Source organism: Bacillus sp. NEAU-CP5, from assembly GCF_026420705.1.
Classification (GTDB): domain Bacteria; phylum Bacillota; class Bacilli; order Bacillales; family Bacillaceae; genus Bacillus; species Bacillus velezensis.
The window spans coordinates 284,011-309,412 of record NZ_JAPMOV010000005.1 but is presented as its reverse complement, the minus strand read 5'-3'; the positions used below and the strand labels follow the sequence as shown (position 1 = coordinate 309,412).

Sequence of the window (25,402 nt, the reverse complement as noted above, 5' to 3'; positions counted from 1 at the left end):
GACACCGTATTTTGGTGTAAACTTAGGGCACGTTACGATAATATGTTACATTAAATAGTGATAAAGAAAAAGCGGAAACATATGAGAACGGCGGATAAACGCCATGATTGGGCAAACAGAAAATGGGGAATATCTTATAATGCGAAATATGCGGGCGACTGATTGTTAACGCCTGCTAGGAGGTCAACAATGGATACTGGCACTCACGTTGTCATGGGTATCGCGCTTGGCGGAATCGCAACTCTTGATCCTGCCGTCGGCATGCACACCCCCATGTCTCAGGCAGTTATGATCGCCGCTCTTGCCGGCTCTCAGGCACCTGATATTGATACCATATTGAAACTGAAAAATAATGCCGTTTATATTCGAAATCATAGAGGGTTCACGCACTCCATTCCCGCCGTTTTATTTTGGTCCGTTCTGATTCCGGGTATTTTGTTTATGTTTTATCCGGAAGCGAACTTTTTGCACCTGTGGCTGTGGACGCTCCTCGCTGTCGTGTTGCATGTGTTTGTTGACATTTTTAACGCGTACGGCACACAGGCCATCCGCCCGTTTTCGAGAAAATGGATCGCTCTCGGTTTAATCAATACCTTTGATCCGTTTATTTTCGTCAGCCATTTGGCCGCGATTGCCGTGTGGTATATCGGAGGTCATCCGGGCGTGACATTTCTGATGCTTTATATCATCCTCGCAGGATATTACGCCGTCCGTTTTTTGATGCAGCTGCGGATAAAGCGAAGGCTGCGCGAAATGATTGAAGAGGAGATTGAAACCATCATTATTTCGCCGACGATGAAATTCAGGCAGTGGCGTATCGCCGTGACGACGGCGCATGCCTTTTATGTCGGCAGAAGCCTTGACGGCCATGTCGTGATATTGGATACATTCAACCGCGTGCCCGTTCCGGAAACCGATGTGATGAAGGCCGCGAAACAGGACGAAAATATTGCAGCCTTTCTTTCATTTTCCCCCGTTTACAGGTGGGAGGTCGATACCTTTAAAGATCATTATGAGGTGCGCTTTATTGATTTGCGCTACCGGAGCAAAGGCCACTATCCTTTTGTCGCCATCGTCCACCTCAGTCATGATTTAGAGCTTCTCTCTTCTTACACGGGCTGGATTTTCAGCGAGGAAAAACTGCAGAAAAAATTAAAGCTCGGCTCTGTTTAAGAGCCGGGCTTTTTTTGTCTTCTCACATATATAGCCGCAAACACGAGGCTGATCACCGATAGAGCGGCCGCGGGTTTAAAAAACGGCGGGTAATACGTTAATTGAATATCGTTTTTTCCTTTTTGCGCTTTAAATCCGATGAAGGAATAATCCGCTTTTTCAATTTGCTCTTTTCTGCCGTTTATCTTCAGCTCCCAGCCTTTTTCATATGGAATCGGAAGCATGATATACGGCGCGCGGGTTTTGTTATCATACGAGATATGAAGCGTATTTCCGCGCCAGCTGAGATCGGCCGGCGGTTCTTTTTCCGCTTTTCGGTATGCGCTTTTCAGCGTATCGTACCGTTCTTCATAAAGCGCCAGTCTGTCAAGCTGATACGATCCTTTCGGCAGACGGATTTGGATGTTTTTTGTTTTCGGCACTCTGACAGTAAGATCGTTGACACCTGTTTTGTAAATAGATTGATTCGATTTTCTCGTTGTCGTGTAATCGTTCACTTTTAATGTAAAGCCCTGGTCCTTCGCTTTATTCTTCAAATAAAAGCTGACGTAATAATCGCCGCCGTCCATCTTAGCGGCTTGCGGCGTAATGATCAGGCCGCCGCCGTCTTCGTTTACCGTCAGGATGCCGTTATGATAATCGCCATGTTTGGCCGCTACCTCTGCATGGCGGATCATATTTTTCGCCTCAGGCGCTTTTTTCGTGTTGATTGTGCTTGATTCCATGACGATCCCGTCAAGCATCGCCCGTTCCCTGGCAAGGGCGGGCGCTTTTTTCAGGCCGCCCTCGTTATATACGCGATCGGCTGTCCGTACGAACGGAAGCACATATTGATTTTGATAAACCGCATAATGGTTTGATTCCATGATTTTTTTGAACCCGTACGGCACGCCGGCCTCGTTTGTTTTTTCCGTCATATAATATTTTCCGTAAAGCAGGCTGTATAAATTAGCCCTGTTTCCTAATGTCGCATAGCGGCTGACGCTTTCCCTGCCCATGTCAATCTGGAGGTCGTTCCAGTAAAAAGACAGCAGATTGCGGTTCAGTATGCTTGAGTATACGCTGAATCCGTTGAACCCGTATATGATCGGGGTGTTATTGAAAACACCGTTCATCCAATCCAAACGGGCAAACGGATCAGGGTCTTTTTCTTTCAGACGCTGAATGAGCTCCGATTGCTCTTTGCCTTTATAGTCAGCACCCGTCATAAATGTATGCGATACCGTATAAATCTTCCCGCCTTCTGATAAAGCATATTTTTCATATGTATTAGCCGTAAGCACAGCTGTAAGCAATATGACGGCATAGACGGCGGGCACCGCGCCTTTCAGTCTTGTCTTTGCTGCAAAGAAAGCGGCTATGCTCAGCACCAGAAGAAGGATGACGGGCAGGTTGGCGTGATCAGAAATATCCAGACTGTACCGCCTCACCTGGCTCCAATAGAGCAGAACGACGAGTACGGCGGACATCAGCATACTCTTCATGCTGATGTCTGAAAGCTTAGAAAGCCCGGCTGAAACCGTTCCGGCAATCGTGAAGCACAGGACGTATTCAAACCTGTTCTGCGGAGCTGAAAAACCGTTAAAGGCACTAGCCGCAAACGGACTGAAGTGAAACAGAATATACAGCAGACTGATTCCCGCAAACAGCCGGAACAAGCGGTTTTTGTATAAAGTAAATGTAAATAGAAAAAGCAAAAAAGCCGCCGGCAGGATGATAATCCGGCTAGAAAATAAAATGTTGTCGGAAAAATCAAGCCATGCAATATGCTCTGAATACGGCGGCCGCAGATTATGAAGGTATCCGTATACGACAGGAATAAAGGAAACTGCGCTTATGCCGAACCCGAGAAGACCCGACAGAATAAATATCCTGCATTGAGTGAGCCTTTTCGCCTCATTGCCTTCAAGGGGGATCACCCACCTGAATAAGATATAAATGCCGATGAAAATCAGATTAATATACGCAAAATAAAAGTTGTTGATCAATGTCAGCGCACAGGCGAAGATAAACCACGCCGGCTTTTTTTCCCGGATGATTTTTTCCGCGCCCAACACAAGCAACGGCAGCCACACCATACTGTCAGTGAAAAAGTCCCAATATACCTCATGCCTGAAGTAGATAATCGAGACCCCGTACAACACGGCGCCCGCAAAAGCGGGCACCGGCCGTTTGACGAAATAACGGAACACACACGCCGCCGTGAAAATGATAAAACTCTGCTTGGCAATGCTGATAAAAACGGAGGCCTGCGCCCAAAACAGCGCATCAGCCTCACCCGTCAGCTGAATAAGCTGCAAAAAGCGGACAGCGGCGGAGAAAAACAGGAATAGAAAAGAAGTAGAGAAATAATAGCCGAGCTGACTGTACACTCCCCCGCCCAGTCCGAACGAATAGCTGTAAAACAGCCTGCCGTTCATATATTGATCAAACAGCAGCTTTTTGAAGACCGCCATTTGGGCGATCCCGTCTCCAGACCCCGTCATATAGCGGCCTGCCGACCACTCTTTCAAGAAAAAAATATGAGCGGCTGCCGCAGCCAGCACACAGGCTGCCGGCAAGATCCATTTATTTTTTTTCATACAACGTCCCCAGACCCTGCGCACAGCGGCGGCTGTTTAATGGTTCCACTTGCGCTTTTTTGTATAATTCGTTTCATTTTGTTCTCCGTATGTTATATTCGCTTCTTTAATTAAATAGTGCGGGCGTTTTTTTGTTTCATAGTAAATCCGGCCGATGTATTCTCCGATGATGCCGAGACTCAAAAGCTGGATGCCCCCTAAAAACAACACGGCGGAAATAATGGTGAAGTATCCGGGTACGGACACGCCGTGTGTCAGAATCTGAACAAAGGTCGTTACAATATAAACCATCGACAGAAGCAATATCAGAATACCGGTGAAAAAGCATACCCTCAGGGGCTTGTTGTTGAAGGAGACGACACCGTCCATTCCGTAGTTGAACAGATTGCTGAATGACCATTTGGACGTGCCGTTCTTCCTTTCGACATTTTCATAAAACACGATTTTCTGGTCAAACCCGATCCAGCAGAACAGCCCTTTCGAGAAACGGTTCCCTTCACTCAGCTTCAAAAGGGCATCAACGGCCTGCCGGCTCAGCAGGCGGAAATCTCCGACCCCGTCACGCAGGTCCACTTCGACGGCTTTGTTGATAAATTTATAATACAGGGAAGAAAGCACGGAACGCACGGGGCTGTCCCCTTTTCGGTTGCGCTGCGCGATGACTTGGTCATACCCTTCTTCATAGCCTTGAATGAAGTCTTTCAGCAGATGGGTCGGATGCTGCAGATCGGCGTCCATCACGATTACCGCTTCGCCCTGCACGTGTTCAAATCCTGCCAAAATGGCCGCTTCTTTCCCGAAGTTGCGGGAAAAAGATATGTATTTGACGCGATGGTTTCTGGCGGCCAGTTCTTTAATCTGCTGAAGGGTGTCATCCGCGCTTCCGTCATTGATGTAGAAAATTTCATAGTCATAATGAATCGTCTGAAACTCTTTTTTTAAAGATTCATGGATGAGCTTGACATTGTTCCCTTCATTGTAAGACGGAATAATAATTGAGATTAACCTTTGTTTCATGAAGGCACCTTCTTTGTATTATTCTTTTTTTAGGACGGCCTTAAAGGAATTGTCCGCAAAACTTCAGTAAGGCTTTTCCTTTTTTTAATGACGTTTAAACCCTTTTTTTGTTACACGGGCAGAAAATTTTTTCTGCATATGGTTTATATTTTGTCATGTTTTTCGGCAGATATGAGAAAAAAAAAGAAAAAGTCTGTACGCGGGACAGACTTTATTGCTGAAGGTATTCATGAATCAAATGGCTGACGATGCGCGGTTTTTCGTGAATGACCCAATGTGAGGCATCGTCTATAAAGATTAAGTCGCCGTTTGGAATCATCCGTTTTGTTTCCTTGGCGAGCTTTTTGCTCAGCGCGCGGTCATTGACGCCCCATATTAATCGGTACGGAACGGGCATTTTCAGCGGAACGGTAGGGCCTAAACCGCCGGCTCTGATCGCCCGGTACCAGTTCAGCATCGCCGTGAGCGCTCCTTTTCTGCCCCATGCCTGTTTGTAGCTGTCGATATCTTCCCGTGAAAAAAGCGCCGGGCGTTCGGATAAGCCGATCGCGTGATCCAATACGCGGTAATTGTCTTCAGACAATCTCCGTTCCGGCTTTTCCGGAAGCTGAAAGAAAGCGATATAAGAGCTTTTCTTCCACTGCGGCGGGTAGAACGGTGTGACCTTCCGCATAACCGCCGGGTGCGGGATATTGACCGTGATCAATTTTTCTACGTATTGCGGCCGCGTGGATGCCAAATGCCAGGCCACGGCTCCTCCCCAATCGTGTCCGATGACGACGGCTTTGTCATCTGTAAAATGAGTGATCAGACCGATAATGTCGTCTCTGAGCGTATCAATGGTATAGTTTTCAATGCCCTCCGGTTTGTCACTGAGATTATAGCCGCGCTGATCAGGCACGACAACATGGTATCCGGCATCCGCCAGCGGTTTGATCTGACCCTTCCAGCCGTACCAGAATTCCGGAAACCCGTGCAGCAGCACCGCCAAAGGACCGTCTTTCGGACCGGCTGAAGCCGTGTGCAGCGTCACTCCGTTTGTTTCGATCATGTGAAACGTAATGTCATTCATCGATTCTCCTCCCCGTTTGTTTCAATCTTCTTTCTGTTAAGACGATGATCAGTACGCTGATCGCAATCAACAATACGGCCTGAACGATCAGGGCGAACGGCTGAGTCAGCCGGATAAGCAGGCTGCCCGCAAATCCAGCTGCCGCCGATATAAGGCCGAACAAAATCATGAGGAGCGCACTGAATCGATTGCCTTCTCTCCACTGCGACTCATCCGCCATAGAGCGCTTCGTCCGATATCCGTACAGGCTGTTGATCGACTTCGGCGGAAAAAATGTGACTGAAATGCCGGCCGCAGCCATCAGAAGGCCGCCGATCACCATTATCATATCCCTCACTCTCCTTTTCATCTTTTACGAAAGGAAAGGCGGAAGGTTTCAGAAAAAAAGCAGGCTCATTCGCCTGCCTGAATCTTTATTTTTGAGTTAAGTCGGCCGTTTTCACATAACCTGCTTTCCCGCCGTATGTGACGTACGCCCATTTACGGTCAAACCCTCCGTCATGGCTGAACCCCCAGCCGAGCACATTGACGGTTTCACCCGCTTTAACGGACCCTTTTTTGCCGGTTTCCAAAGTCGGCGTATAAAAGGCGGTTTGTTTTGCGGTCACCGCCTTCACCGGCTGCTTCATCAGAAAATGCGTGGAGATATAGGCTTTGTGACCTTTGTAGTCAATCTCAGCCCAATCTGCTCCTTGAAGCCGTTTAACCTTTACGGAATCCTCTGAACGAAGCGTGCCGATAATCGACCCTTGTTTATTTGGTTCTTTGCGGACGTTAAGTTCTCCTGCTTTCACGATATATGTATCTGCTGCGGTGTCTATTTTTGTCTGGTGAACTGCTGCGGCATTCGCTGCCGGATCAAAAAAAACGGTGCCTGCGGCTAAAAATAAGCAAAGTCCTGCGGCCGGAATAAATGCGGTTAACCCCTTTTTCATGTTCATTGTGGTTCCTCCCCGCTATTTTATAAGTTATTACACATTTCCACATTCCGCGGGTCGTCAAACATGATTTTCCCATTTCTTTTATCAAAAGAAAAAACCGCCGGACTTGTATCCGGCGGGCGCACTGCTATGTTAATGCAGGAGACCCCTGCTTTGATCCAAATAATGAGAAACGTCTTCCCGAACGCTCTGGAACATATGGAGCTTGCTGCCGTATGATTCGATCCATTCCTTGACGACGCGTTCCGTCATTTGCTCTCCTTGATATGGGCGGCCGGCTTTTGCGTAAGTCGCTTCGAAATCTCCCCATAAAAGCTCAACCCAAGTTCGCGCTTGCAAATAGCTGAGCATGTCATTTTTCTCAAGCAGCAAATTCGTCAGTTTGTCGATATATGTATTCATGTCTCTGTCTCCTTTCCTTGGGAAAACCTGCTGCTTTTACGCAGCTTGTCACAGGCATATACTAACTTTACGTCTTCAGTCCAGAAGGCGCAACCTTTTGATATTGGCCGAGGGGGAAAACAAATGGTCCGGAACAAGGCAAAAGGATTTCCTAATCAGAACAATAATAAGTTTGAAGGCGAACCGCGGGCAAAGGATGACTACGCTTCTAAACGTGCGGACGGTTCAATTAATTCGCACCCGCAAGAGCGCATGAGAGCTTCAGGCAGACGATAACACACACCGTAAGAGACCGGGAATGACCCGGTCTTTTTTTTGCGGAAAAAAACATCCTTTTGCGGTCATAACGCTAAATAAATTCCATAATATGTTAAATGTTCAACCGAAAGCCGGTAGACAAAAAAGGAGGGGTTTTATAAAATGAAGACAGTTTCAAAACGATTGCTGAGCCTTACCGCATTCTTACTGTCAGTTTCATTATTTGCTGTTTCAGCTGAAGCAGCGGGCAGCCCGCAGACATCTGTATCAAACAGCGGTGAGGAGTTTGACGCCAATCTGAATCAGCCTGTACAAACAACACAGACATCCCCCGCTTATGAAGGAACGGGCCTCACCAAAAGACAGCTTGCACAAAACAGCAAAGCTGACATCAAGTCATTAAAGCCTTCCAGTATTATTGGGACAGACGAACGAATCAGAATTTCTCCTACAACATCATTTCCATATCGCGCGACAGCACAGCTGACCGTTACATACAGCGCCAGCACAAGCACCTACGGATGCACCGGTTTTTTTGTCAATGCCGACACGATCGTTACGGCGGGACATTGCGTGTATGATCAGAAAAACGGCTGGGCATCGAAAATTACGGCAGCTCCCGGCCGCAACGGATCATCGTACCCGTACGGCTCTTATTCAGGAAAGACATTCTACAGTGTCAAAGGGTGGACAGAAAACGGTGACACAAACTATGACTACGGCGCAATCAAAGTAAACGGGTCGCCTGGGGATACTGTCGGCTGGTACGGCTACCGGACGACCAACAGTTCCAGTCCGGCCGGGCTTTCCTCAACCGTGACAGGATATCCGTGCGACAAAGTGTCCGGTTCCATGTGGTCGGACAGCAAGCCGATACGTTCTGCCGAGACATATAAACTCACCTACACGACAGATACGTTCGGCTGCCAGAGCGGATCGCCCGTTTACCGCAATTACAGCGACACCGGCCAGACCGCCATTGCCATTCATACAAACGGCGGGTCGTCTTACAATCTGGGAACAAGGGTGACAAACAGTGTATTCGACAACATTCAATATTGGTCAAATCAATAAAGCTTTTGTTTTCTTTCTCGCGGCGGCCGTTTTATGCGGATGCGGCAAAGCGGATGATTCCGCCGCCAAAAAAGCACTGCCCGTTACGCTCCATGTTGAGGATGCAGACGGTTCACCGGCGGCCGGTGTGACGGTCACCGTGATGAAAGCGGCGGAGTCAGATCATCAGCCGAATATAGACCGCGGAGAGATAATAGGCAAGACTGATCACCACGGCGAGATTGCATGGAAAAGCGGCGTGAAAGGAAGCTATGCCGTCGTTTTTGAAAAAGACGGAGTACCGGAAACCCGTAATATTTCCTTAGCTGAGAGTGATAAACATACGGTGATCAGCATTACATTGAAACACTGAAAAAAGCTTGCAGGCGGAATATCCCCTGCAAGCTTTTTGTTATCCTTTATGCACTTGGTATTCATAAACATCTTTCTTCTCAGACAGATGAGCGAACGTGGAAAGCACAAGGCCGAGAGCCGTCATCAGCGCACCGCCGGCAAACAGCCATGAGTAAGATCCCGTTCCCCCCAGAATCAATCCGCCGATCCAGGCGCCGAGCGCGTTTGCCAGGTTAAAAGCGGAAACGCTCACCGCAGCGGCGATTGTCGTGCCGTTTTCAGAGGAAGAAATAACCTTGGTCTGCAAAAGCGGCGGCGTGCCGAACGCACATGCGCCGAATAAAAATGTCGCTGAAACCGCGGCGGCTGGAAAAACGGCGATATAAGGAAAAATCGCCAAGACGCCGATCAAGCCGATCATCACACCGATCATCGTGCGTGTCAGCAGTTTGAGCGGCACTTTGCCCGCGAAGAAATTTCCCGCCACTCCGCCGAGACCGTAGGCAAATAATGCGCCTGTAATGCCGACTGTGCCGAACCCCGCTGAATCTCTTAAAATCGGCTCAATAAACGTGTAAGCGATAAATACGCCTGAGTAGCCGAGAATGGTGATCGCAAAGGAAAAAATCACTTGTTTATGCTTAAAGACACTCCATTCATTCATCAGCATCGGAATCACTTTCGGTTTCCGGTTCGGTACGACCAGCATCAGTCCGATCAGCCCGATCATGCCTAAAACGGAAATAATGAAAAAGACGGCCCGCCAGTTAAGGGCATCCCCTAAATATGAGCCGAACGGGACGCCGAGCATCAGCGCCACGGTTAATCCGCCGTTCATGGAAGCTGCGGCGGCGGAACGTTTTTCAGGCGGCACCATTTCACTCGCAAACACCATGGCGATCGCAAAAAAAGCTCCGTGGATGGATGCGGATAAAATTCTGGAAATCGCCAGCACGGCGAAGTTCGGCGCAAAGACGCTCATCAGGTTGGCAAGGACGAAGATGCCCATCAACCCTAGCAGCACCGGTTTTCTCGGCAGCTTAACCGCGATAATGGTTACGATCGGGCCCGTCAGGCAGACGCTTGCCGCGTACGCCGTAACAAGCATGCCCGCTGAAGATACATGTATATGAAAGTCATCGGCAATCGACGTCAGAATACCCATGACAGCATATTCCGTATACCCGATGGAAAATGTGCAGATCATTAAAACAAAAATCATTAATTTCACAGATGGCTGTTTCATTTTGATATTCAACGCAAATCGCCTCCTTTTTATTTAAAAAACAACGAATTCCATCTTAAAAGATATCAAAAATGAATTCAATCATTTTTTACTGAAAGGTTGAAACGAATGTGCTCGAAAAGAAAAAGAGGCCGGAACCGGCCTCTTTTGTTATTTTTTTTCTTTTAAAACGGAAATCGGCAGTGCTTCTTCCCCGTCAGACGGGGAAGATCTGTGTCCCCAGGCGAATACGCCGTTGATGTAATCAATGCGGAAAGTGTCATCAGAACCTTCTATCTGATACACCCCGCCGGGCCGAAAGTCTTCCGGGTTCAGCATGTAAGCTTTGGCCATTGTAATTTTCCGTTCAAGCACGGCCAGTTCATTTACAATGCCCATCTGTTCCGCTTTTCGCGCTTTTTCCGTCAGTCCCGCAATTTCTGTCTGTAGTTCATGAGGCGTCATTTGACTGTATCGTTTGTCCATTTCAGTTTACTCCTCTTCCTGCAAGAATTGATCAATATCGTCAATCGAGAATCCTTTTCTGAATAAGTACTGTTTGACCTTCATTCCGCTTTCATAGCTGCCGTCATAGCGGTATTTCCTGATCGCTTTTTCCGCATGAGCCTTCAGAGCTTCCATCTCGGCTTCATCATCATTTTCATACTCTGTTTGCTCCAGAGCGGCATTGATGACGTCGAAAGGGAAACCTTTTCGCTGAAGCTGCATCTGCGCCCGCTGTCTGATCTCTTTTGTGGACAGCTTTTTGTCTTTTTTCAGGATTTTGCCGATATGTTTCAGCGCTTCTTGTATCTGCTCATCAAATGTAAACGCGCTGAGCGTCTCCTTGATGGTATCGTCGTCTATTCCTTTCGCTTTCAGCTCGCGGAACAGGACGTCAGGGCCTTTGCCGTTTGTTTTTTTGTGGGTGCTCGCATAGGCTTCGGCAAATTCTTTGTCATTTAAGTAGCGGTAATCGTACAGTTTATGGATGACTTCAGAAATGACCATGTCCGGTGTTTCTTTTTTCTTCAGATGATCCCGGACTTCTTTTTCAGAGCGCATCCGGTATGATAAAAATTCCACGGCGCGGTTAAAGGCTTTTTTCACGTCATCGCCGTACTGGATTTCAAGAATGTCAAGCTCGTCCAGTTCTTTCCCTTTTTTCAGGTCATAACGCACAAGCACGTCGGCGTCGACGCTGAATGCATATTTCTCATCAAGAAAGATGTTGAAGCGCTCGGTATTTTTCTTTTGGGTCGATATTTTTGTAATAAACGGCATCCCGGTCTCCTTTCCCGCCCCGATGTTCAGGCGTTTTTCTTTTTGGCAAATGAGGTACAGTATATATATCAACGTGTAAGGAGAGATGGATATGAATATCGCGATGACAGGCGGCACTGGTTTTCTGGGCCGGCATCTGACAGGTGTGTTTACCCGCCGGGGACATCATGTCTATATTTTATCAAGAAAACAGAGAGAAACCGAACAAAAAAATGTGACATATGTTCAATGGCTGGCCGAAAACGCGGCGCCTGAGCGCGAGCTTCCCCCTATTGATGTATGGGTGAACCTCGCCGGCAAATCCATCTTTGACCGCTGGACGGACACAACGAAGGAACAAATCATCTCAAGCAGAATAGAAGCGACGAGAGAAGTCAGACGGATTATGAAGCAGCAGCCGAAAAAACCCCGGGCTTTGATTCAGGCCAGCGCCGTCGGCATTTACGGCACAAGCACAGAAAAAACGTTCACCGAACAGTCAGATACGTCAAATGAAGACTTTCTCAGTCATACGGCTCATATGTGGGAACGTGAAGGCCAGAAAATTGAAGCGCTCGGCATCCGGACGGTATATGCCAGATTCGGGGTGATGCTCGGTGAAAAAGGCGCCCTGCCGCTCATGGTTCTCCCTTATAAGCTGTTAGCCGGCGGCACCATCGGCTCTGGACGGCAATGGCTGTCATGGGTTCATGTGGATGACGCCGCGGAACTCATCGCTTATGCGGCGGAGCATGATGACTTGTCCGGTCCCATGAATGTGACATCGCCGAACCCCGTAGAAATGAAGCAATTCGGAAAAATGATCGCAAGCGTCCTGCACCGCCCCCATTGGATTCCCGTACCGGAACTTTTTCTGGAGAAGGCCTTGGGAGAAATGAGCCTGCTGATCGTAAAAGGCCAGCGCGCCCTGCCTAAGCAGGCGCTGACATCCGGTTTTCAATTTACGTATGAAGAACTTGATTTGGCTTTAAAGGATCTCTTATCTGCATAAAAACGGAAATAAAAGCCAATCCTATTGGTATTCTGTTTTGAAGGAGGGTCTTCTTTTATGGAAAAGAAGCGCGAAAAACATCAGCAGGGAGCCAATCTGAAAAAAATGCAGGAAGTCCTTTATTCCGGTGAATTCAAAAAAGCGGAAAGAGCAGCCAAACGGAAATAAACTGAATAAAGATCAGGACCGGGCAGATACTATGTTTGTTTGATATCACTTTTTTCAGGGGGCGATTGATATGGGCAGAAATCATACTCACAAAAACCGTGATAAAAACAAACAAAAACTTCCTCAAGTTCCGGATGCTTTGAAACGCGAAACAGACGGCACATATGAGGAATATTCAAGCGAGCTTGCTGATTCCGCTGACCGTGAAGCGCAGGCGCGGATGAAAGCCGCTGACAACAGAGCTAAAAGCAAAACCCGCTAATACGAAATCCCCGCCTCTGTATAGAGACGGGGATTTTTTTTACAGTTCGGTAAACAGGCTTTTTGCCGGCGTCCGTTCTTTCGCCTTAGGCTGTTCATCCGGATAGCCCGTTTGAATGATGGCGGCAAAGCGCTCATTGTCAGCAAGGCCGAAGTCTTGGTGCACCTGTTTGTCATACATGATGCGGCCGCTCTTCCAGACCATGCCGATGCCGTTTTCATGTGCGAGAAGCTGAAGGTTTTGAATCATGCCGCTCAGCGCCGCGAAATCATCGTTTCTCGTAAATTCATTTTCATCTTCTTTTAAGACGACCAGTAAAAATCCCGGAACGGCGCTGAGGTTTTTTCTCATGTTCCGCTCTTTTTCCTCGTTGAAATCATCTTTTATCTTTTTGAAAAATGAGACGTAGCTGTCCGCAAGCTTTGCTTTTCCCGCTTCGCTTGCTGCGTAGATAAAACGCCATGGCTCCGTCAGTCTGTGGTTCGGTGCGTAAACGGCCGTTTCAAGCATATCTAATATGACTTCAGAAGGTACTGTTTCTGGTTTAAACGACCGGATGGATCTTCTGTTTCTGATTGTATGTGCAAGACTCTCGTTTTGCTGTAATTGTTCGGTTTTCGGCATGCCGATTCACCTTCCTATCCAAATGAAAATGATTATCATTTATAATATAACGGATACGACCGGCTTTTGTAAACCGTTACGGAAGCTGAAAATTGATTGTTTCGGCATACACGGCCGTTCCCGTCATCTTAATGTTCATCTTTTCGTTATCTTCTGTAATCCAGATTTCCACTTTTCCGTCTTTCCCGATTTCCTGGCCTTGTTCAATCGTCAAGCATTCGGCTTCGGAGCCTCCGTATTGCCGCATATAGGCCGCCATGACGCCTGAAGCGGTTCCCGTGACGGGATCTTCGGTCGTACCGGAGAAAGGGGAAGAAAAATGGCGTCCGTGCAGATCACTTTCCGAATGAACGGTTTCCAAAGAAAAGGGATGAACGCTCGCTTTCGGAAGATCGCGCAAAACAGCGGGGAATTGTGCGTTGTCCGGCACCATATTCCGTGATGCTTTAAGGGATCTCAGCGGAACAATCAGTGTCCAGATCCCCGTTGATCCGTAAACAATCGGCAGCTCGCTGTGAAAATCATCAGCCGTAATCCCGAGCGAGGCCGCAAGCTTTTCTTTGTCGCCCGTAAACGGCAGAAATTGCGGGGGAGCCTGTTCGAGTGTGATGTATACCCGGCCGTTTCGTTCAGCGGCTTTTGCGGGAAGAATGCCGGCTTTTGTTTCAATTTGATATGTCTGATCAGCCTGAAGCCTTCCCTTTTCAATTAATGCGTAAAGAGAGGCGACGGTAGCATGTCCGCATAAATTCATTTCGTGGCCGGGTGTAAAATAGCGGATGCGCAGATCGGCTTCTCCGCTTTTACAGAGAAATGAGGTTTCATTGTACCCTGCCATTTCGGCGATCATCTGCATCTCTTCATCTGAATAATCATCTCCGTTAAAGACGATTCCCGCGGGATTTCCCAAATCCGGAATATTGGAAAACGCTTCATATTTAAACACGGTTGCCTGTTTCATTCATCAGCCTTCCTTTCACCTTATGATCATGTTATTCAGTATAACAGAGTGAAATTAAAAAAAAGACGCCTTTTAACGGCGTCTTTTTTTGGTTTTTCCGATCAGGCGGGTGACGAGGATCATCGTGACGGACAGCGATCTGTTTTTGCGGTATGCCAAGTATTTCCCGCGCCACTCCGGTTTGTATTTTTCTTTAAAGGCCCGCAGCCCGCTGAAGCTGTACATATACCGGACGTTGTTGAAGATGACGGCCGCGATTCTTTCCGACCAGAAAGATGTAAAAGCCGTACCTACGTTTGACAAAGGCGCCATGCCCATATTGAAGGTGGTATAGCCTTTTTCCTGCGCCCAGAGAAACAGACGGATGAAAAGCGCGTCCATAATACCGTTCGGCGCGCTTTTCCGATAACGCATCAAGTCGACGGATATCTCGCCTTCCTGATACATCGGCATCAGGTTGGCAAAAGCGATGATCTCCCCTTCCGCGTCTTTCACGTAAGCAATCGGCGCCTGTTCCAGATAATCCCGGTCGAAGAAACCGAGAGAAAAACCTTTCTCTTTTTTCGGACCGAGCCATTCGTCCGAAATGTCTTTCAGCTTGGCGATAAACTCGGAGGAAAACGGCGGTTCCCCGACATGAAATGTGTAGCCTTCTCGGTCAAATTTGTTGTTAATCGCCCGCAGCCCCGCTTTTTTCTTACCTGAGAGCGTAAAGGCCTCCATATCCACGAACGCTTCTTCTCCAAGCTTGAAGAAGTTATAGCCGAAGTCATGGTACAGCGCCAGATCTTCACGTTCGATCTGATAAAACATGACACTCAGCCCCTGCTTATGCGCTTCATTCAGAAATTCCTCAATCACAAGCGGAAAAGAGTCTCTCTGTCCTGACGGATCACCGAGCACGACAAGCCTTCTGGAAATCTGGCTGAACAATAAAAGCGCTTTGCCGTCGCTTGAGAAATAAAACCGCTTATCCCCGAGAAAGCCGAGATGGCTGAGCGCGTTTCCGCCTTCTTCCGCCAAAAAGGACTTCAGCCGTTCAGGATCGGCCTCTTCTCCGATCGGCTTCGATCTTTTATGATAAAAGACCGTAAACAAAAGGAAAAACAGCGGCACAACAATAATGGCCGTCATCGTGGCATATGTAATGTGCGAATTGTTATGGACGAAATAGTCGTGGCGCAGGAGCCGATTCATTTTATCCCAAATAAAGCCGGCAATGAGATTGTAGTTAAACAAGGCGATAATAAACAGAGCGGCCGCAAAAATCATCTGGCCGAGCGTATACGATGCCTGCTCTCTGATAAACTGCCGCTTTAACAGCACAAGCAATACGATGACGACAGGCAGAATAAAGATCGCGCTGATGTTCATTCCTTTTAAGAAACTGAACACAAAACCGCCGACCAGCGCGGCAACCGCCATTGAATAAGAACGTTTCGTCCGTTTGTATAATTCAATCGGCAAAATTAATAGAATCAAAGCCGCGCTTAGCGATAACGCGTTAAACGCAAGGAGCGCCGGGCGCGGAATGTGCGGAATGACCGTCTCCCTGTCGATCGGCAGGGCGACGGACGCAAGCACAACGACTCCCGACACGAAAACCAAAAGCGACAGCGAACCGTAAAGCACCCTGACTAAGATGGCGCGCTGGAATACGAGAAGCACGTTCGTCGTTTCCACAGCAGGAGCCATCTTCGGATTTGATTCCAGCCGTTTAAGCGTATTTTCCGTTAAGTCGCCGGCCGCAAAGAACAGCCCGAACACAAACGGAATAAATGAATACACAATCCGATAGATGACGATGGATGTCACAACCGCCTCCTGGGGAAAGCCCATATTCTGCATGCCGAGCAGAAACAGAAGGTCAAACGAACCGAATCCTCCCGGCACAAGGCTGATGATTCCCCCGATAGCGGCAATGGCAAATACACCGAATACATGGCGGACATCCGCTTGAATCCCCATGACATACAGGGAATAATACATGACGACGGCCGCCGCAAACCATTCGGCAAACGATGCCCCGATGTAAGAAAAAACCGGATGCCTCGGTTTTGCTTCACCGTCTTCTGCGCCAGCTTTTTTATTGTTGATCCCAGCGGCAATTAAGGCTGCCGGCACAATAAGCGCCACTCCGGCGATAACAGCCCACAGCCACGGTTTCTCGCCCGTAATCTCTCCAACCGGCAGAACCCGGGCGATGGTCAGGATACTGAAGACGGACAGCCCGAGCAGTGCTGAGGACGTAAGCCAGGCGATGCCTGCGACGAGGCGTTTTACGTCATTCGTATGTTCTTTGTAAAGCATCGTCCGCAGCCCGACGCCCGCCAGACCGCCGAATCCAAGGACATTGTTAAAGGAATTGGCGATAAAAGAGACCCTGAATACTTTCCAATTCGGAATGTTGAGGCGAAGCGTCCGTTTCAGCACAAAGTCATAAAAGGACATCGCGCTGACGGCAAGAAGGCCGAGCAGAACGAGAATAAATAAATCGTAACGCTCAATCCCGTTAATAATGTACAGCGTTCTTTTAAAAGAAAGGTCTGTCAATTCCTTTTTGGACTGATAAATGACTAAAAGCAAAACTGCAATAGGAAATAATACTTTTAATATCGATAAGGCATTCTTTTTAGTCAGCAATGTTCTCTCCAATCATCATAAAATAGCTTATTTATTATAATTCCCCCAATAATCTCCAACATATTATACACTACCACCTCACATTCAAACAAAACTCGTCTGCAACTTTCTTTCTCTGATTAAAATCAGTAATATGGTATGCAGGAGTATGAATGAGGAAGTGAGACGATGGATTATAATCTGCATGATACAACGGTATTAGGCGGCGATATTTTTTCTCCTGAGGAACGGGATATTTGGGTGCTGTACATGAAAGTGATGACATCGGCGGGACTCGGCGATGTGTCGGAGTGGATGAAGCTTGATATGAGCATGCCGCAAATGAAGGTGCTGATGCTTCTGAACAACCACGGGACGCTTAAGGTAAGTGACATAGCGGAGAAAATGGGTGCTTCCCTTTCAAATACGACGGGGCTCCTTGACCGTTTAGAAAAATCATGTTTCATTACACGCGCTCCGTCAGAAGAAGACCGCCGTTCAGTCGTCGTTCAATTAACGGAAAACGCGAAAGATATTTTCCGCAGCCTTTATCAAAAAGGACATGTAAAATTGAAGCGTTCATTGGAAACGCTGACCGCTGAAGAAAAACAAACGGTCAATCAAGGGCTTTCCATTTTGGCAAGAGCGCTTGATTCTTCCAAACAGGGATAGAGATGAAAAAGGCCTGCCGGTATCGGCGGCCTTTTTTTGTTTGACATTTAATTCATTTGAAGTGAATAATATATTCGAAGTGAATTAAAAAACGGAAGGATTGATCAGTATGCCGGAGCCATTGCAAACAGAAAAAAACCAGAGCTGGGCCATCACTCTCTTTACGATCGGTGTGTTCATGGCGGCGCTGGACAACGGAATTATTTCCGCTGCTCTGACGACGATTAACAGCTCTTTTGATGTTTCTCCTTCATGGGGATCGTGGGGAGTGACCCTTTACACATTGGGACTCAGTGTCAGTGTGCCGATTGTCGGCAAGCTGTCGGACCGATACGGGCGGAAAAAGCTGTTTATGATTGAAGTCGGGCTGTTCGGACTCGGCTCTTTGCTTGTCGCACTCAGTCAGAGCTTCCCGATGTTTTTGGCGGCACGGCTCATTCAGGCCCTTGGCGGCGGCGGAATTTTTATTATCGGGAGTTCGCATGTGCTGGCCGTGCTTCCGAAGGAGAAACAGGGGAAAGCTCTCGGGCTTTTAGGGGCGATGAACGGTATGGCGGCCGTCCTCGGACCGAATATCGGGAGCTTTTTGCTTGATGTAACCGGGTCGTGGCATTGGCTGTTCTTGATTAATCTGCCGATTGCCGCCGCTTTGGTTGTGTGCGGCGGTTTGTTTATCGCTGAAACGAAAGAGCCTGAGGCGAAACGGCTTGACCTCGCCGGCACAATGCTGCTGTCTCTTGCGATCTTATCTTGCATGATCGGTATCACGAATCTCGATGGGGCGAAGCTGTCAGAAAGCATAATGAACGTAAAGGTGTACGGGTATCTTTTGGGAGCGGCACTTCTCTTTCTGGTGCTGCTTAAAGTCGAAAAGCGGGTTGAAAACAGAGGGGGCGATCCGATTCTCGCCTACTCGCTGCTGCAAAATAAAGTGTTTCAATGGACGCTCGTCATCGGATTTTTATCGGGAGGGCTGCTCGCTGCGGTCATTTTTATTCCTTCTTATGCGGAGCAATATTTGCACGTATCGGCGGAGAAAGCGGGTTATTGGATGACGCCGCTCGCGTTGGCGTCAGGAATCGGAGCGTGGCTCGGCGGGGCGATCACGGATAAAAAAGGGCCGGTCTTCTCCGCGGTTGTATCAGGCGCCATCGCATTTGCAGGCTTCAGCCTGTTTCCGTTATGGGTGACAGATAAATGGGAATTTGTCACAGCGAGTGTCATTGCCGGGATCGGTTTCGGATTTCTGCTCGGGGCTCCGCTGAATGTGCTTGTATCAGAAACGGCGGGCCAAAACAAAGGCACAGCGCTCGGCACGCTGTCACTCGTAAGGCAGGTCGGGCTGACGCTCGCTCCGGCTTTATATGCCGGCTTCATTACAGCGGGCTTTGACCGGATCGGAGATGACATCAAAAACCGTTTAGCGAAAAGCGGCATTCCCGCTGATCAGGCGCAAATGCCCGATATCGGCGGCGGACTTTCTTCGTTGCAGGAGCAGGTAAGCCGAATTCCCGTTCCCGCCGTCAAAAAAGCGGTTTTTGATGCGATTGAAGCGGGCATTTCCAGCGGCTACCACCATCTTTATACGGCAGCCGCCGTCATTTCATTATGCACGATTGTGTCTGCGGCGGTTTTGGCGTATTTCCGGAAGCCGGCATCCTCTAAGACAGATGCCAGCCCATCCGCCGGGAAAGCTCAGTAATATGGGCGATGTGATGTTCAGAGTGCCAGACATATAGCCCGAGCGCTTGTTCCAGCGTAACCGTCTCTTTAGATACAGGATGGAAGTATGTCCGTTTGAATTGGGCTTCCGTCATGGAGCGCAAAAGAGCGGCCCATCTTCTGTGCAGGATCGTTAACAGCTCAAGCGCATCTCCGCAAGCGGCGGTTTTGGAATCATGAAGATCGGCCCAGCCTTTTTCATCATAAGGACGGATTTCCGGTTCATTCTCCGTTAAGCTCAATTTAAACCGGGTATAGCCGTTCATGTGGCTGTCCGCCAGATGGTGAACCACTTGTCGGACAGTCCATCCCCCTTCGCGGTACGGCGTATCAAGCTGACTGTCCGACATCGCTCTGACAGCTTGTTTCAGTTTGGCCGGAGCGTGTTCCAGCGCATTGATCCATTCTTGTTTCTGTCCGGCCGAAATCGATTCAGCCGGCTGATATTCTCCAATCGGATAGCTGAGGGTTTGTTTTTCCATTTTTGTCTCTCTCCCGTTGATCGTATTATGAAAGTATGATGGTGATGTCGCAGCCTTCCGCTTTCGCTTCACGAAAGACCTGAAGCACACTCTCGGCGCCATTTTCTGTAAGCTGCTTGCTTTGTTCAAACTGTCTCCATTCTAAAACGAGGGGGTATTCCACCCAGCCGGTCAGACAATCCCATAAAGCGTCAAGGTTTTCACCGTAGTATTCAGGAAGGGCAAGTTCCTTTTTCAATGTCTGGTGCAGGTCGCTCATACTTCTGATTTGCTCCCCGTTAATAACTGCTTTATTCATGCGCGGCTCCTTTCCCATGTTTTTATTCTATCAGTTTACCATTTTCCTCTTCAGAAGTGGCCGGAGTCTGCCGCGGTTCCAGCTGGACGATGCCTTGCCCGCCGTCAACGGCCACCCTGTCCCCCGTTTTCAGTTTTGACGTTGCATTTCCGCACCCGACAACAGCAGGAATCCCCAGTTCCCGGGCAACGATCGCCGCGTGGGACAAAGGAGCGCCGACATCCGTTATGATAGCAGCCGCTCTTGGAAAAAGCGGGGTCCAGCCTACATTGGTTGTCGACGTCACTAAAATTTCCCCCGCCGCAAAGGAATCCCCGTCTTCCGGAGCATCAAGGACACGGACAATGCCCTCCACTCTCCCGGCCGCTCCCGCGAAACCTTTTAAAGTATGCGCATCATCAGTTTCCGCAGGCATAAAAGCATCGTAATAATCCGCTCTTCTGTCAGGATCCTCAGCCCATTTAAACGGATTGAACCTTCCGTTAATAACGGATGGAAACGGCGGCAGTTTTTTATAGGTTTCATAGTTTTGCTTTCTCGCTTGAATCGACGCAACCGCCGGCTCTTTCCCCGCGAGCAGATCGGTTATTTCATGCAGATACAGGAAGAAAATATCGTTCTTCATGCCGGTCATTTCCGCCGCTCTGAGCGCGAATGCTCTGGCTGTCCGGTACACCCTGACAAATTCGGATCTGGTTGTTTCTCTAATATTCGCGTATTCTGACGCTTTTTCCATTTTGGCTTTGAGCCATTTGACCTTATGAGGATACTTTTCTTCAAATCTTCGGAAGGCCTGTTCATGCGCCCGCTGCTGTTTCAAAAGCAGTTGTTCGGCATCAATACCCGACTCCTTGTGTTCTTTGATCTGCTTCGTCAGCCAATCCCGATTTTCTCCCGGATGCGGTATGGAAAGTTCGTATTCATGCGGGCCACGGTGGCCTTGGTTCCTGAGGTATTCTTCCTCGCTCATACGGCCTTTCATGACTTGATCAATGCCGATAATCGGCTCCAGGCTGGCCAGTCCGCCTTTTCCCCTCAGATTGGAAAGCAGGAGATTCGCATCTTCTATCCCTGCGAGTTTTGTTAATTGAGAGGTTAACGACGAAGAGGATTGCGCAGAATCACGCCCGCCGGATATTAACGCAAACCACGCGTTGCATAAATACGGATAGATCTCATTGTTCCATATCGCTAATAATGCCCGCTCCGTCTCGGCACGTATCAGCTTTTCCTCAATATTTCGGCACCACTCCGGCGATTCGTCCAAGTAGGAGGACATGTTTTTTTTCGCTTGCTTCATTTTCGACAGATACGGTTTCAGTTTTTTCGGGATGATCTTCAAAAGTTCATACTTTGAGAACGGATATAAAGGAATCTTCATTTCCGCCGGGATTTCTCCCAATGTATCGCTCATCATTTTTCCTATTTTTCCGCCTTTCGGATTCAGACCGAAAGCGGCGAGAACGGAAAGAGGCTGGCTCATATTGTTATAGGCTCTGCCGCAAATATTGCCGGACCAGACATAATAGCCCGGAATGATGCCCGACTCTTCATCCAGATTCCGGAGGAGCGACCATGTCAGCGGCGTCATCACATCGGGAATCGCTTCTCCTATATTTGTGTTTGTCCATAAAAAATCACCGCTGAAAGAATCATTCCATTCATAGGTTTCCAGATTTCCGGCTTGTAAGGTCGTAATCGGGCGGGATTGAAGAATATACAATGTCCCGCCCGCGGCGGCCCATTCAATATCCTGCGGCCCTCCAAGATCTTTTTCCAGCTTTTTCGCCAGTTTATAGAGCTTTGACGCATATTTACGAAATTCCCCGGGGCCGTCATATTTTTTCTTAGGCCGTGCCAGTTTAAAAGAATAGGCATCGGCTTCCCCGGAAACGAGCTGCTCCCCGAGACCGTAGACGTAATTGCCTGTCATCTCCCGCCTGCTCCCCGTAATCGGATCTGCGGTAAACAGCACTCCGGATATCTCAGACGGTATCATCAGCTGGATGACGATTGCGATTTCATGCTCATCTTCCATTCCCTGAACGGCGCTGTACGCTTTTACTCTTTCTGACTGTGTCGATCGGCGGACTTCATCAATCGCCCTGAACATGTCTTGATCTGTTTTGACATTCAACACCGTATCGAATTCTCCGGCAAAGGAAGCCTGAGCGGAATCCTCGCTCAGCGCGGATGAGCGTACGGCAAACAACGCAGATGCATGGCAGCTGCGGATGGAATTCACATATTGATCAACAGCCTCTCTCGCCTGATGGCGGAGCTGTCCGTCCTGAAAGGCAGACGGCAAAATCACAAACCCTTCAGGCACAGGATACCCGCTTTGATACATTTTAGAGAGAATGCTTCCTTTTCCTCCCGCAAAGGAATAAAGTTCGGCCGGAAGTTCTCCGAATGTTTTGACACAGTCATTCATAATGTCCCCGCTCCTTTTTAGTCGTTCATCCAAGTTCACAGTTTTTCTCTTTTTCACTTTTTTTGAAAGTATTTCCTATAAGTATACAATATATCGGTCTTCACAAGGGAGAAAATCGATGGCGTTATTTTGTCATAAATGCATCCGTCAAAACGGCCGCAGGCGGGGGCTTCAGCATCATAGTGAAAGCGCTATTAAAATTAGAGATAGGCTGCCCGGTCCTGCTTGCCGCGGTGGGTTTCGTTTGCAGGATGTACAACTATCCGTCCTCGTGCCGGATAAGGCGGACCCGTATCAAAAAGGCGGCCGAAACGCCGCCTTTTTTTCAGACTGTGCGGCCTTGATGCGCCGCCGTATTTCTTTTGGTCTGCTTCGGCTGATACACTTTCCCGACAAACAGGTATCCGTATCTGAAATGGTTGCACACCCAAGATACGAAAATGGGACCGAGCGTGCAGATCAAAAACAGCAGAAGGATGGCAGCCGGCAAAGGCATTGACCGCAAATAGCCTTCCAGAAGATATCCGCTGATTAAAAAGTAGGAGTGCAGCAGATAGATTGAAAACGAATAGTTGCTGATCATCATCACAATCGCGGGCACTTTTTTGAGCTTTGAAAACAGATGAAAACACAGAAAGATCATACTGACCGCGTAAATCATAATATCCGGACGCTTAGAGGAAATGGAGCCGCCGCTGATATATGAAACGGCCACAATCAATATTGCCGATACGGCCGCACTGGAGTAAACCGCATAACGGTACTGATTGATGAGCGCTAAAAAACGCGGATATTCCTTTCCGCAATAAAATGCCAGACAGAAATAAAACACCCAGCCCGGAAACGGAACCCAAAAGAACGGAAAAATAGAATCAAGCCCCGATGATGCCGGCGGATGAACGATGGAAAAGTAAGCCAGATAGACGGCGTTGATGATAAACGAAACAGACAGCACCCACACGGGAGATGTGTTGTTCAGCCAGCGGTGCAGCAGCATATGGAGAATGTAAAATTGAAAGATCACAAGAATGAAGTAGCCGATGAAGTTTCCTAAAAACACATTTTCTAAAAATTTACCGATCACTGAAACGAATCCGGCTCCTTCTTCCGCCACGCTTTTCATTAAAATAGCATCCACCGCGGCAATAAACAGAAACGGCACGAAAATGACTTTGCCCCTTTTCTTTAAAAAACCCGCGGGAACGCCTCCCGGGTATGACCTGGCAAGCAGAAATTCCGAAATAAAGATAAACGCCGGCGTGCTGAACATCAACAGGGTCCGAAAAGCATCAACCGTATGGGCGGCACTGGCTAAGGACTCTTCCTGAATCATCAGCACCATTGAAACTGCGTGAAGCAGAACCACACTTAAACAGGACAGGCAGCGAATCACGAAAATTTCTTTTATCTGCATGCGGCCGCTCCTTTTTCACAAGCGCGCCGGACTTTAGCGTATGCTTGGCGCAGCCATTTTTCCCGCAGCTCGGGTGTGCTCGTTTTAACGACAGAAAAAAGGTTCCGCTCGGCTTTTTGAATGCCGCAAAATTGCAGAATGCCTTTTTTCAGCGTAATCCAGTCCGAGTTTTTCCGGAACCACTTTAAGTACCAGCCCGGGGAATCCGCCGTATAAAAGACCTGTGCCGTCTCTGCCCGGAGCAGTCCTTTTACGCGGCCGTTTTCATATGTGTAGGCTTCTCCGGCGACAAGCACTCTGTCAAAAAAGCCTTTCATAATCGCCGGAACGCCTCCCCACCACAGCGGGTAGATGAAAATGAGATGATCCGCTTCTTTCATCAGTTTCCGGTATTTCTTCGTTTCAGCGTCCCGGTTCATGTCAGAGCGCTTTTTTTCGCCGCCGTACTTCAGCACGGGATCAAATTGGTCGGCGTATAAGTCAATGACCGTATAGCTTCGGCCGCTGTCCTTTAAAGCCATGACGACGTATTTTACGAGAGCCGCATTGAAACTGTTCTCATCCGGGTTTGCATACACAATCACCGTCTTCATATGTCCCTCCCAGTATTTCTCAATTTTTACAATGATTATATCATGATGTCATATGAATGAGGCAAAGACATGAGAAAGGCTTTTTCCAGTTCCGCTGCCTTTTCAATAACCCCTTTCTGCATATTTTCGCTGATTTTGCCGCCGCAGATTCAATTTCAAGCATCCGGCACTTCTGCGTTTTTGAGCGGCCGTATGGTATACTAGCTGTCAAATGAATGGGCTTGGAGGACAACATGAGAATTTTAAAGTACGCGATTTTAGGGCTTTTGCGAAAAGGCGAATTGAGCGGATATGATATATCGAGCTATTTTAAGGAAGAGCTCGGCCAGTTTTGGAGCGCAAAGCACAGCCAGATTTATCCGGAATTAAAAAAACTGACGGCTGAGGGATTTATTACGTTTCGCACTGCGATTCAAGGAACAAAGCTTGAGAAAAAAATGTACACGCTGACTGACAAGGGAGAGCTGGAGCTTGCTGCCTGGCTGACGAAAAAAGACCCGATTCCGGAAACGGTGAAGGATGAATTTATGCTGAAGGCTTATTTCATCTCAGCGTTGACGCAGGAAGAAGCGGATGAGCTATTCACCGATCAGCTCGTAAAGCGGCAGGAGAAATTGTCCGATCTGGAAAACAGTTATCAAGAACTGATGACATCGTCCGCGGAGGCGGATTCATTTTCTTCTCCTGATTTCGGCCATTATCTCGTGCTGACAAAAGCGCTTGAGCGGGAACGGAATTATATTTCCTGGCTTGAAGATATTTTGGCTCTCATCAAAAAAGCATAAACAAAACGGGGCG

The 25,402-nt window shown here is 48.2% G+C and carries 27 protein-coding genes; 10 read left to right on the top strand and 17 right to left on the bottom strand.

Annotation, left to right across the window (positions count from 1 at the left end):
• Positions 1-189: 189 nt before the first annotated feature.
• Positions 190-1,173 (top strand): metal-dependent hydrolase, encoded by a 984-nt coding sequence (locus tag OTK50_RS16825; RefSeq protein WP_003155481.1) that lies wholly within the window; start codon positions 190-192, stop codon positions 1,171-1,173.
• On the opposite strand, the gene OTK50_RS16820 is transcribed toward OTK50_RS16825, so the two are convergent.
• From OTK50_RS16820 to OTK50_RS16795, 6 genes are all read right to left on the bottom strand, one after another.
• On the bottom strand, positions 1,170-3,755 hold the full coding sequence (locus OTK50_RS16820; protein WP_239033855.1) for a YfhO family protein: 2,586 nt from the start codon (positions 3,753-3,755) through the stop codon (positions 1,170-1,172). The two genes, OTK50_RS16825 and OTK50_RS16820, sit on opposite strands and share 4 nt — an antisense overlap.
• Positions 3,756-3,791: 36 nt before the next feature.
• On the bottom strand, positions 3,792-4,772 hold the full coding sequence (locus tag OTK50_RS16815; RefSeq protein ID WP_032872409.1) for a glycosyltransferase family 2 protein: 981 nt from the start codon (positions 4,770-4,772) through the stop codon (positions 3,792-3,794).
• A gap of 211 nt (positions 4,773-4,983) precedes the next feature.
• Positions 4,984-5,844, bottom strand: a complete 861-nt coding sequence (locus tag OTK50_RS16810; protein ID WP_239033856.1) for an alpha/beta fold hydrolase — start codon at positions 5,842-5,844, stop codon at positions 4,984-4,986.
• A complete protein-coding gene (locus tag OTK50_RS16805) occupies positions 5,837-6,172 on the bottom strand; it encodes an SdpI family protein (RefSeq protein ID WP_053285204.1) in 336 nt (111 codons plus the stop codon). Before OTK50_RS16805 ends, OTK50_RS16810 begins: the two co-directional genes overlap by 8 nt.
• A gap of 85 nt (positions 6,173-6,257) precedes the next feature.
• Entirely contained in the window at positions 6,258-6,785 is a 528-nt protein-coding gene (locus OTK50_RS16800) for an SH3 domain-containing protein (RefSeq protein ID WP_015417063.1), read from the bottom strand.
• Positions 6,786-6,917: 132 nt separating this feature from the next.
• Positions 6,918-7,187 (bottom strand): YfhJ family protein, encoded by a 270-nt coding sequence (locus OTK50_RS16795; RefSeq protein ID WP_003155492.1) that lies wholly within the window; start codon positions 7,185-7,187, stop codon positions 6,918-6,920.
• Between the two features lie 123 nt (positions 7,188-7,310).
• Between OTK50_RS16795 and OTK50_RS16790 the strand changes: the two genes are divergently transcribed.
• From OTK50_RS16790 to OTK50_RS16780, 3 genes are all read left to right on the top strand, one after another.
• Entirely contained in the window at positions 7,311-7,463 is a 153-nt protein-coding gene (locus OTK50_RS16790; RefSeq protein WP_003155495.1) for a small, acid-soluble spore protein K, read from the top strand.
• Positions 7,464-7,607: 144 nt separating this feature from the next.
• Complete coding sequence (locus OTK50_RS16785; protein WP_224224123.1) at positions 7,608-8,519, top strand: trypsin-like serine peptidase; 912 nt, start codon at positions 7,608-7,610, stop codon at positions 8,517-8,519.
• Positions 8,482-8,871 carry a DUF2606 family protein gene (locus OTK50_RS16780; RefSeq protein ID WP_266121969.1) on the top strand — a complete coding sequence of 130 codons (390 nt, stop codon included), beginning with the start codon at positions 8,482-8,484 and terminating at the stop codon, positions 8,869-8,871. Before OTK50_RS16785 ends, OTK50_RS16780 begins: the two co-directional genes overlap by 38 nt.
• 39 nt (positions 8,872-8,910) lie before the next feature.
• On the opposite strand, the gene OTK50_RS16775 is transcribed toward OTK50_RS16780, so the two are convergent.
• The 3 genes from OTK50_RS16775 to recX form a co-directional block, all read right to left on the bottom strand.
• Positions 8,911-10,104, bottom strand: coding sequence for an MFS transporter (locus OTK50_RS16775; RefSeq protein WP_025284446.1), 1,194 nt, complete (start codon positions 10,102-10,104; stop codon positions 8,911-8,913).
• Between the two features lie 144 nt (positions 10,105-10,248).
• Positions 10,249-10,563, bottom strand: a complete 315-nt coding sequence (locus OTK50_RS16770) for a YfhH family protein (protein ID WP_007408553.1) — start codon at positions 10,561-10,563, stop codon at positions 10,249-10,251.
• Positions 10,564-10,569: 6 nt separating this feature from the next.
• A complete protein-coding gene (gene recX / locus OTK50_RS16765; protein WP_029325989.1) occupies positions 10,570-11,361 on the bottom strand; it encodes a recombination regulator RecX in 792 nt (263 codons plus the stop codon).
• Positions 11,362-11,452: 91 nt separating this feature from the next.
• On the opposite strand from recX, the gene OTK50_RS16760 reads away from it, so the two are divergent.
• From OTK50_RS16760 to OTK50_RS16750, 3 genes are all read left to right on the top strand, one after another.
• The gene (locus OTK50_RS16760; protein WP_038457356.1) at positions 11,453-12,352 is read left to right on the top strand and encodes a TIGR01777 family oxidoreductase; all 900 of its coding nucleotides are present in this window, start codon (positions 11,453-11,455) and stop codon (positions 12,350-12,352) included.
• Between the two features lie 57 nt (positions 12,353-12,409).
• Complete coding sequence (locus OTK50_RS16755) at positions 12,410-12,520, top strand: YfhE family protein (RefSeq protein WP_003155504.1); 111 nt, start codon at positions 12,410-12,412, stop codon at positions 12,518-12,520.
• A gap of 70 nt (positions 12,521-12,590) precedes the next feature.
• Positions 12,591-12,782, top strand: coding sequence for a YfhD family protein (locus tag OTK50_RS16750; protein ID WP_003155508.1), 192 nt, complete (start codon positions 12,591-12,593; stop codon positions 12,780-12,782).
• A 39-nt stretch (positions 12,783-12,821) separates the two neighbouring features.
• Here OTK50_RS16750 and OTK50_RS16745 read toward each other — a convergent pair whose 3' ends face one another.
• The 3 genes from OTK50_RS16745 to mprF all read right to left on the bottom strand — a co-directional run bounded on the left by OTK50_RS16745 (position 12,822) and on the right by mprF (position 17,010).
• Positions 12,822-13,406, bottom strand: coding sequence for a nitroreductase (locus OTK50_RS16745; protein WP_007408549.1), 585 nt, complete (start codon positions 13,404-13,406; stop codon positions 12,822-12,824).
• 76 nt (positions 13,407-13,482) lie between these two features.
• Positions 13,483-14,367: a PhzF family phenazine biosynthesis isomerase gene (locus tag OTK50_RS16740; protein ID WP_224224121.1), complete on the bottom strand. Its 885-nt coding sequence runs from the start codon at positions 14,365-14,367 to the stop codon at positions 13,483-13,485.
• A 72-nt stretch (positions 14,368-14,439) separates the two neighbouring features.
• A complete protein-coding gene (gene mprF, locus OTK50_RS16735; protein ID WP_088461363.1) occupies positions 14,440-17,010 on the bottom strand; it encodes a bifunctional lysylphosphatidylglycerol flippase/synthetase MprF in 2,571 nt (856 codons plus the stop codon).
• Between the two features lie 168 nt (positions 17,011-17,178).
• On the opposite strand from mprF, the gene OTK50_RS16730 reads away from it, so the two are divergent.
• Both OTK50_RS16730 and OTK50_RS16725 read left to right on the top strand, forming a co-directional pair.
• Entirely contained in the window at positions 17,179-17,661 is a 483-nt protein-coding gene (locus OTK50_RS16730; protein ID WP_007610142.1) for a MarR family transcriptional regulator, read from the top strand.
• Between the two features lie 109 nt (positions 17,662-17,770).
• A complete protein-coding gene (locus OTK50_RS16725; protein ID WP_105937955.1) occupies positions 17,771-19,363 on the top strand; it encodes an MFS transporter in 1,593 nt (530 codons plus the stop codon).
• Here the strand turns inward: OTK50_RS16725 and bstA are convergent.
• The 5 genes from bstA to OTK50_RS16700 all read right to left on the bottom strand — a co-directional run bounded on the left by bstA (position 19,323) and on the right by OTK50_RS16700 (position 24,604).
• The gene (gene bstA, locus OTK50_RS16720; RefSeq protein ID WP_007610139.1) at positions 19,323-19,865 is read right to left on the bottom strand and encodes a bacillithiol transferase BstA; all 543 of its coding nucleotides are present in this window, start codon (positions 19,863-19,865) and stop codon (positions 19,323-19,325) included. The two genes, OTK50_RS16725 and bstA, sit on opposite strands and share 41 nt — an antisense overlap.
• 25 nt (positions 19,866-19,890) lie before the next feature.
• The gene (locus OTK50_RS16715) at positions 19,891-20,163 is read right to left on the bottom strand and encodes a ribonuclease inhibitor Barstar (RefSeq protein WP_007408543.1); all 273 of its coding nucleotides are present in this window, start codon (positions 20,161-20,163) and stop codon (positions 19,891-19,893) included.
• A gap of 22 nt (positions 20,164-20,185) precedes the next feature.
• The gene (locus tag OTK50_RS16710; protein ID WP_224224120.1) at positions 20,186-22,597 is read right to left on the bottom strand and encodes a PEP/pyruvate-binding domain-containing protein; all 2,412 of its coding nucleotides are present in this window, start codon (positions 22,595-22,597) and stop codon (positions 20,186-20,188) included.
• A gap of 325 nt (positions 22,598-22,922) precedes the next feature.
• Positions 22,923-24,011, bottom strand: a complete 1,089-nt coding sequence (locus OTK50_RS16705; RefSeq protein ID WP_224224119.1) for an acyltransferase family protein — start codon at positions 24,009-24,011, stop codon at positions 22,923-22,925.
• Complete coding sequence (locus tag OTK50_RS16700; protein ID WP_032872373.1) at positions 24,002-24,604, bottom strand: NAD(P)H-dependent oxidoreductase; 603 nt, start codon at positions 24,602-24,604, stop codon at positions 24,002-24,004. Before OTK50_RS16700 ends, OTK50_RS16705 begins: the two co-directional genes overlap by 10 nt.
• Positions 24,605-24,837: 233 nt before the next feature.
• On the opposite strand from OTK50_RS16700, the gene OTK50_RS16695 reads away from it, so the two are divergent.
• Positions 24,838-25,389, top strand: a complete 552-nt coding sequence (locus OTK50_RS16695) for a PadR family transcriptional regulator (protein ID WP_014304649.1) — start codon at positions 24,838-24,840, stop codon at positions 25,387-25,389.
• The last annotated feature ends 13 nt before the right edge of the window (positions 25,390-25,402 follow it).

Bases quoted from the DNA above. Each gene is read 5' to 3' on its own strand.
- OTK50_RS16825 (WP_003155481.1), top strand. From the start codon at position 190: ATGGATACTGGCACTCACGTTGTCATGGGTATCGCGCTTGGCGGAATC.
- OTK50_RS16820 (WP_239033855.1), bottom strand. From the start codon at position 3,755: ATGAAAAAAAATAAATGGATCTTGCCGGCAGCCTGTGTGCTGGCTGCG.
- OTK50_RS16815 (WP_032872409.1), bottom strand. From the start codon at position 4,772: ATGAAACAAAGGTTAATCTCAATTATTATTCCGTCTTACAATGAAGGG.
- OTK50_RS16810 (WP_239033856.1), bottom strand. From the start codon at position 5,844: ATGAATGACATTACGTTTCACATGATCGAAACAAACGGAGTGACGCTG.
- OTK50_RS16805 (WP_053285204.1), bottom strand. From the start codon at position 6,172: ATGATAATGGTGATCGGCGGCCTTCTGATGGCTGCGGCCGGCATTTCA.
- OTK50_RS16800 (WP_015417063.1), bottom strand. From the start codon at position 6,785: ATGAACATGAAAAAGGGGTTAACCGCATTTATTCCGGCCGCAGGACTT.
- OTK50_RS16795 (WP_003155492.1), bottom strand. From the start codon at position 7,187: ATGAATACATATATCGACAAACTGACGAATTTGCTGCTTGAGAAAAAT.
- OTK50_RS16790 (WP_003155495.1), top strand. From the start codon at position 7,311: ATGGTCCGGAACAAGGCAAAAGGATTTCCTAATCAGAACAATAATAAG.
- OTK50_RS16785 (WP_224224123.1), top strand. From the start codon at position 7,608: ATGAAGACAGTTTCAAAACGATTGCTGAGCCTTACCGCATTCTTACTG.
- OTK50_RS16770 (WP_007408553.1), bottom strand. From the start codon at position 10,563: ATGGACAAACGATACAGTCAAATGACGCCTCATGAACTACAGACAGAA.
- recX (WP_029325989.1), bottom strand. From the start codon at position 11,361: ATGCCGTTTATTACAAAAATATCGACCCAAAAGAAAAATACCGAGCGC.
- OTK50_RS16760 (WP_038457356.1), top strand. From the start codon at position 11,453: ATGAATATCGCGATGACAGGCGGCACTGGTTTTCTGGGCCGGCATCTG.
- OTK50_RS16755 (WP_003155504.1), top strand. From the start codon at position 12,410: ATGGAAAAGAAGCGCGAAAAACATCAGCAGGGAGCCAATCTGAAAAAA.
- OTK50_RS16750 (WP_003155508.1), top strand. From the start codon at position 12,591: ATGGGCAGAAATCATACTCACAAAAACCGTGATAAAAACAAACAAAAA.
- OTK50_RS16745 (WP_007408549.1), bottom strand. From the start codon at position 13,406: ATGCCGAAAACCGAACAATTACAGCAAAACGAGAGTCTTGCACATACA.
- OTK50_RS16740 (WP_224224121.1), bottom strand. From the start codon at position 14,367: ATGAAACAGGCAACCGTGTTTAAATATGAAGCGTTTTCCAATATTCCG.
- OTK50_RS16730 (WP_007610142.1), top strand. From the start codon at position 17,179: ATGGATTATAATCTGCATGATACAACGGTATTAGGCGGCGATATTTTT.
- OTK50_RS16725 (WP_105937955.1), top strand. From the start codon at position 17,771: ATGCCGGAGCCATTGCAAACAGAAAAAAACCAGAGCTGGGCCATCACT.
- bstA (WP_007610139.1), bottom strand. From the start codon at position 19,865: ATGGAAAAACAAACCCTCAGCTATCCGATTGGAGAATATCAGCCGGCT.
- OTK50_RS16715 (WP_007408543.1), bottom strand. From the start codon at position 20,163: ATGAATAAAGCAGTTATTAACGGGGAGCAAATCAGAAGTATGAGCGAC.
- OTK50_RS16710 (WP_224224120.1), bottom strand. From the start codon at position 22,597: ATGAATGACTGTGTCAAAACATTCGGAGAACTTCCGGCCGAACTTTAT.
- OTK50_RS16705 (WP_224224119.1), bottom strand. From the start codon at position 24,011: ATGCAGATAAAAGAAATTTTCGTGATTCGCTGCCTGTCCTGTTTAAGT.
- OTK50_RS16700 (WP_032872373.1), bottom strand. From the start codon at position 24,604: ATGAAGACGGTGATTGTGTATGCAAACCCGGATGAGAACAGTTTCAAT.
- OTK50_RS16695 (WP_014304649.1), top strand. From the start codon at position 24,838: ATGAGAATTTTAAAGTACGCGATTTTAGGGCTTTTGCGAAAAGGCGAA.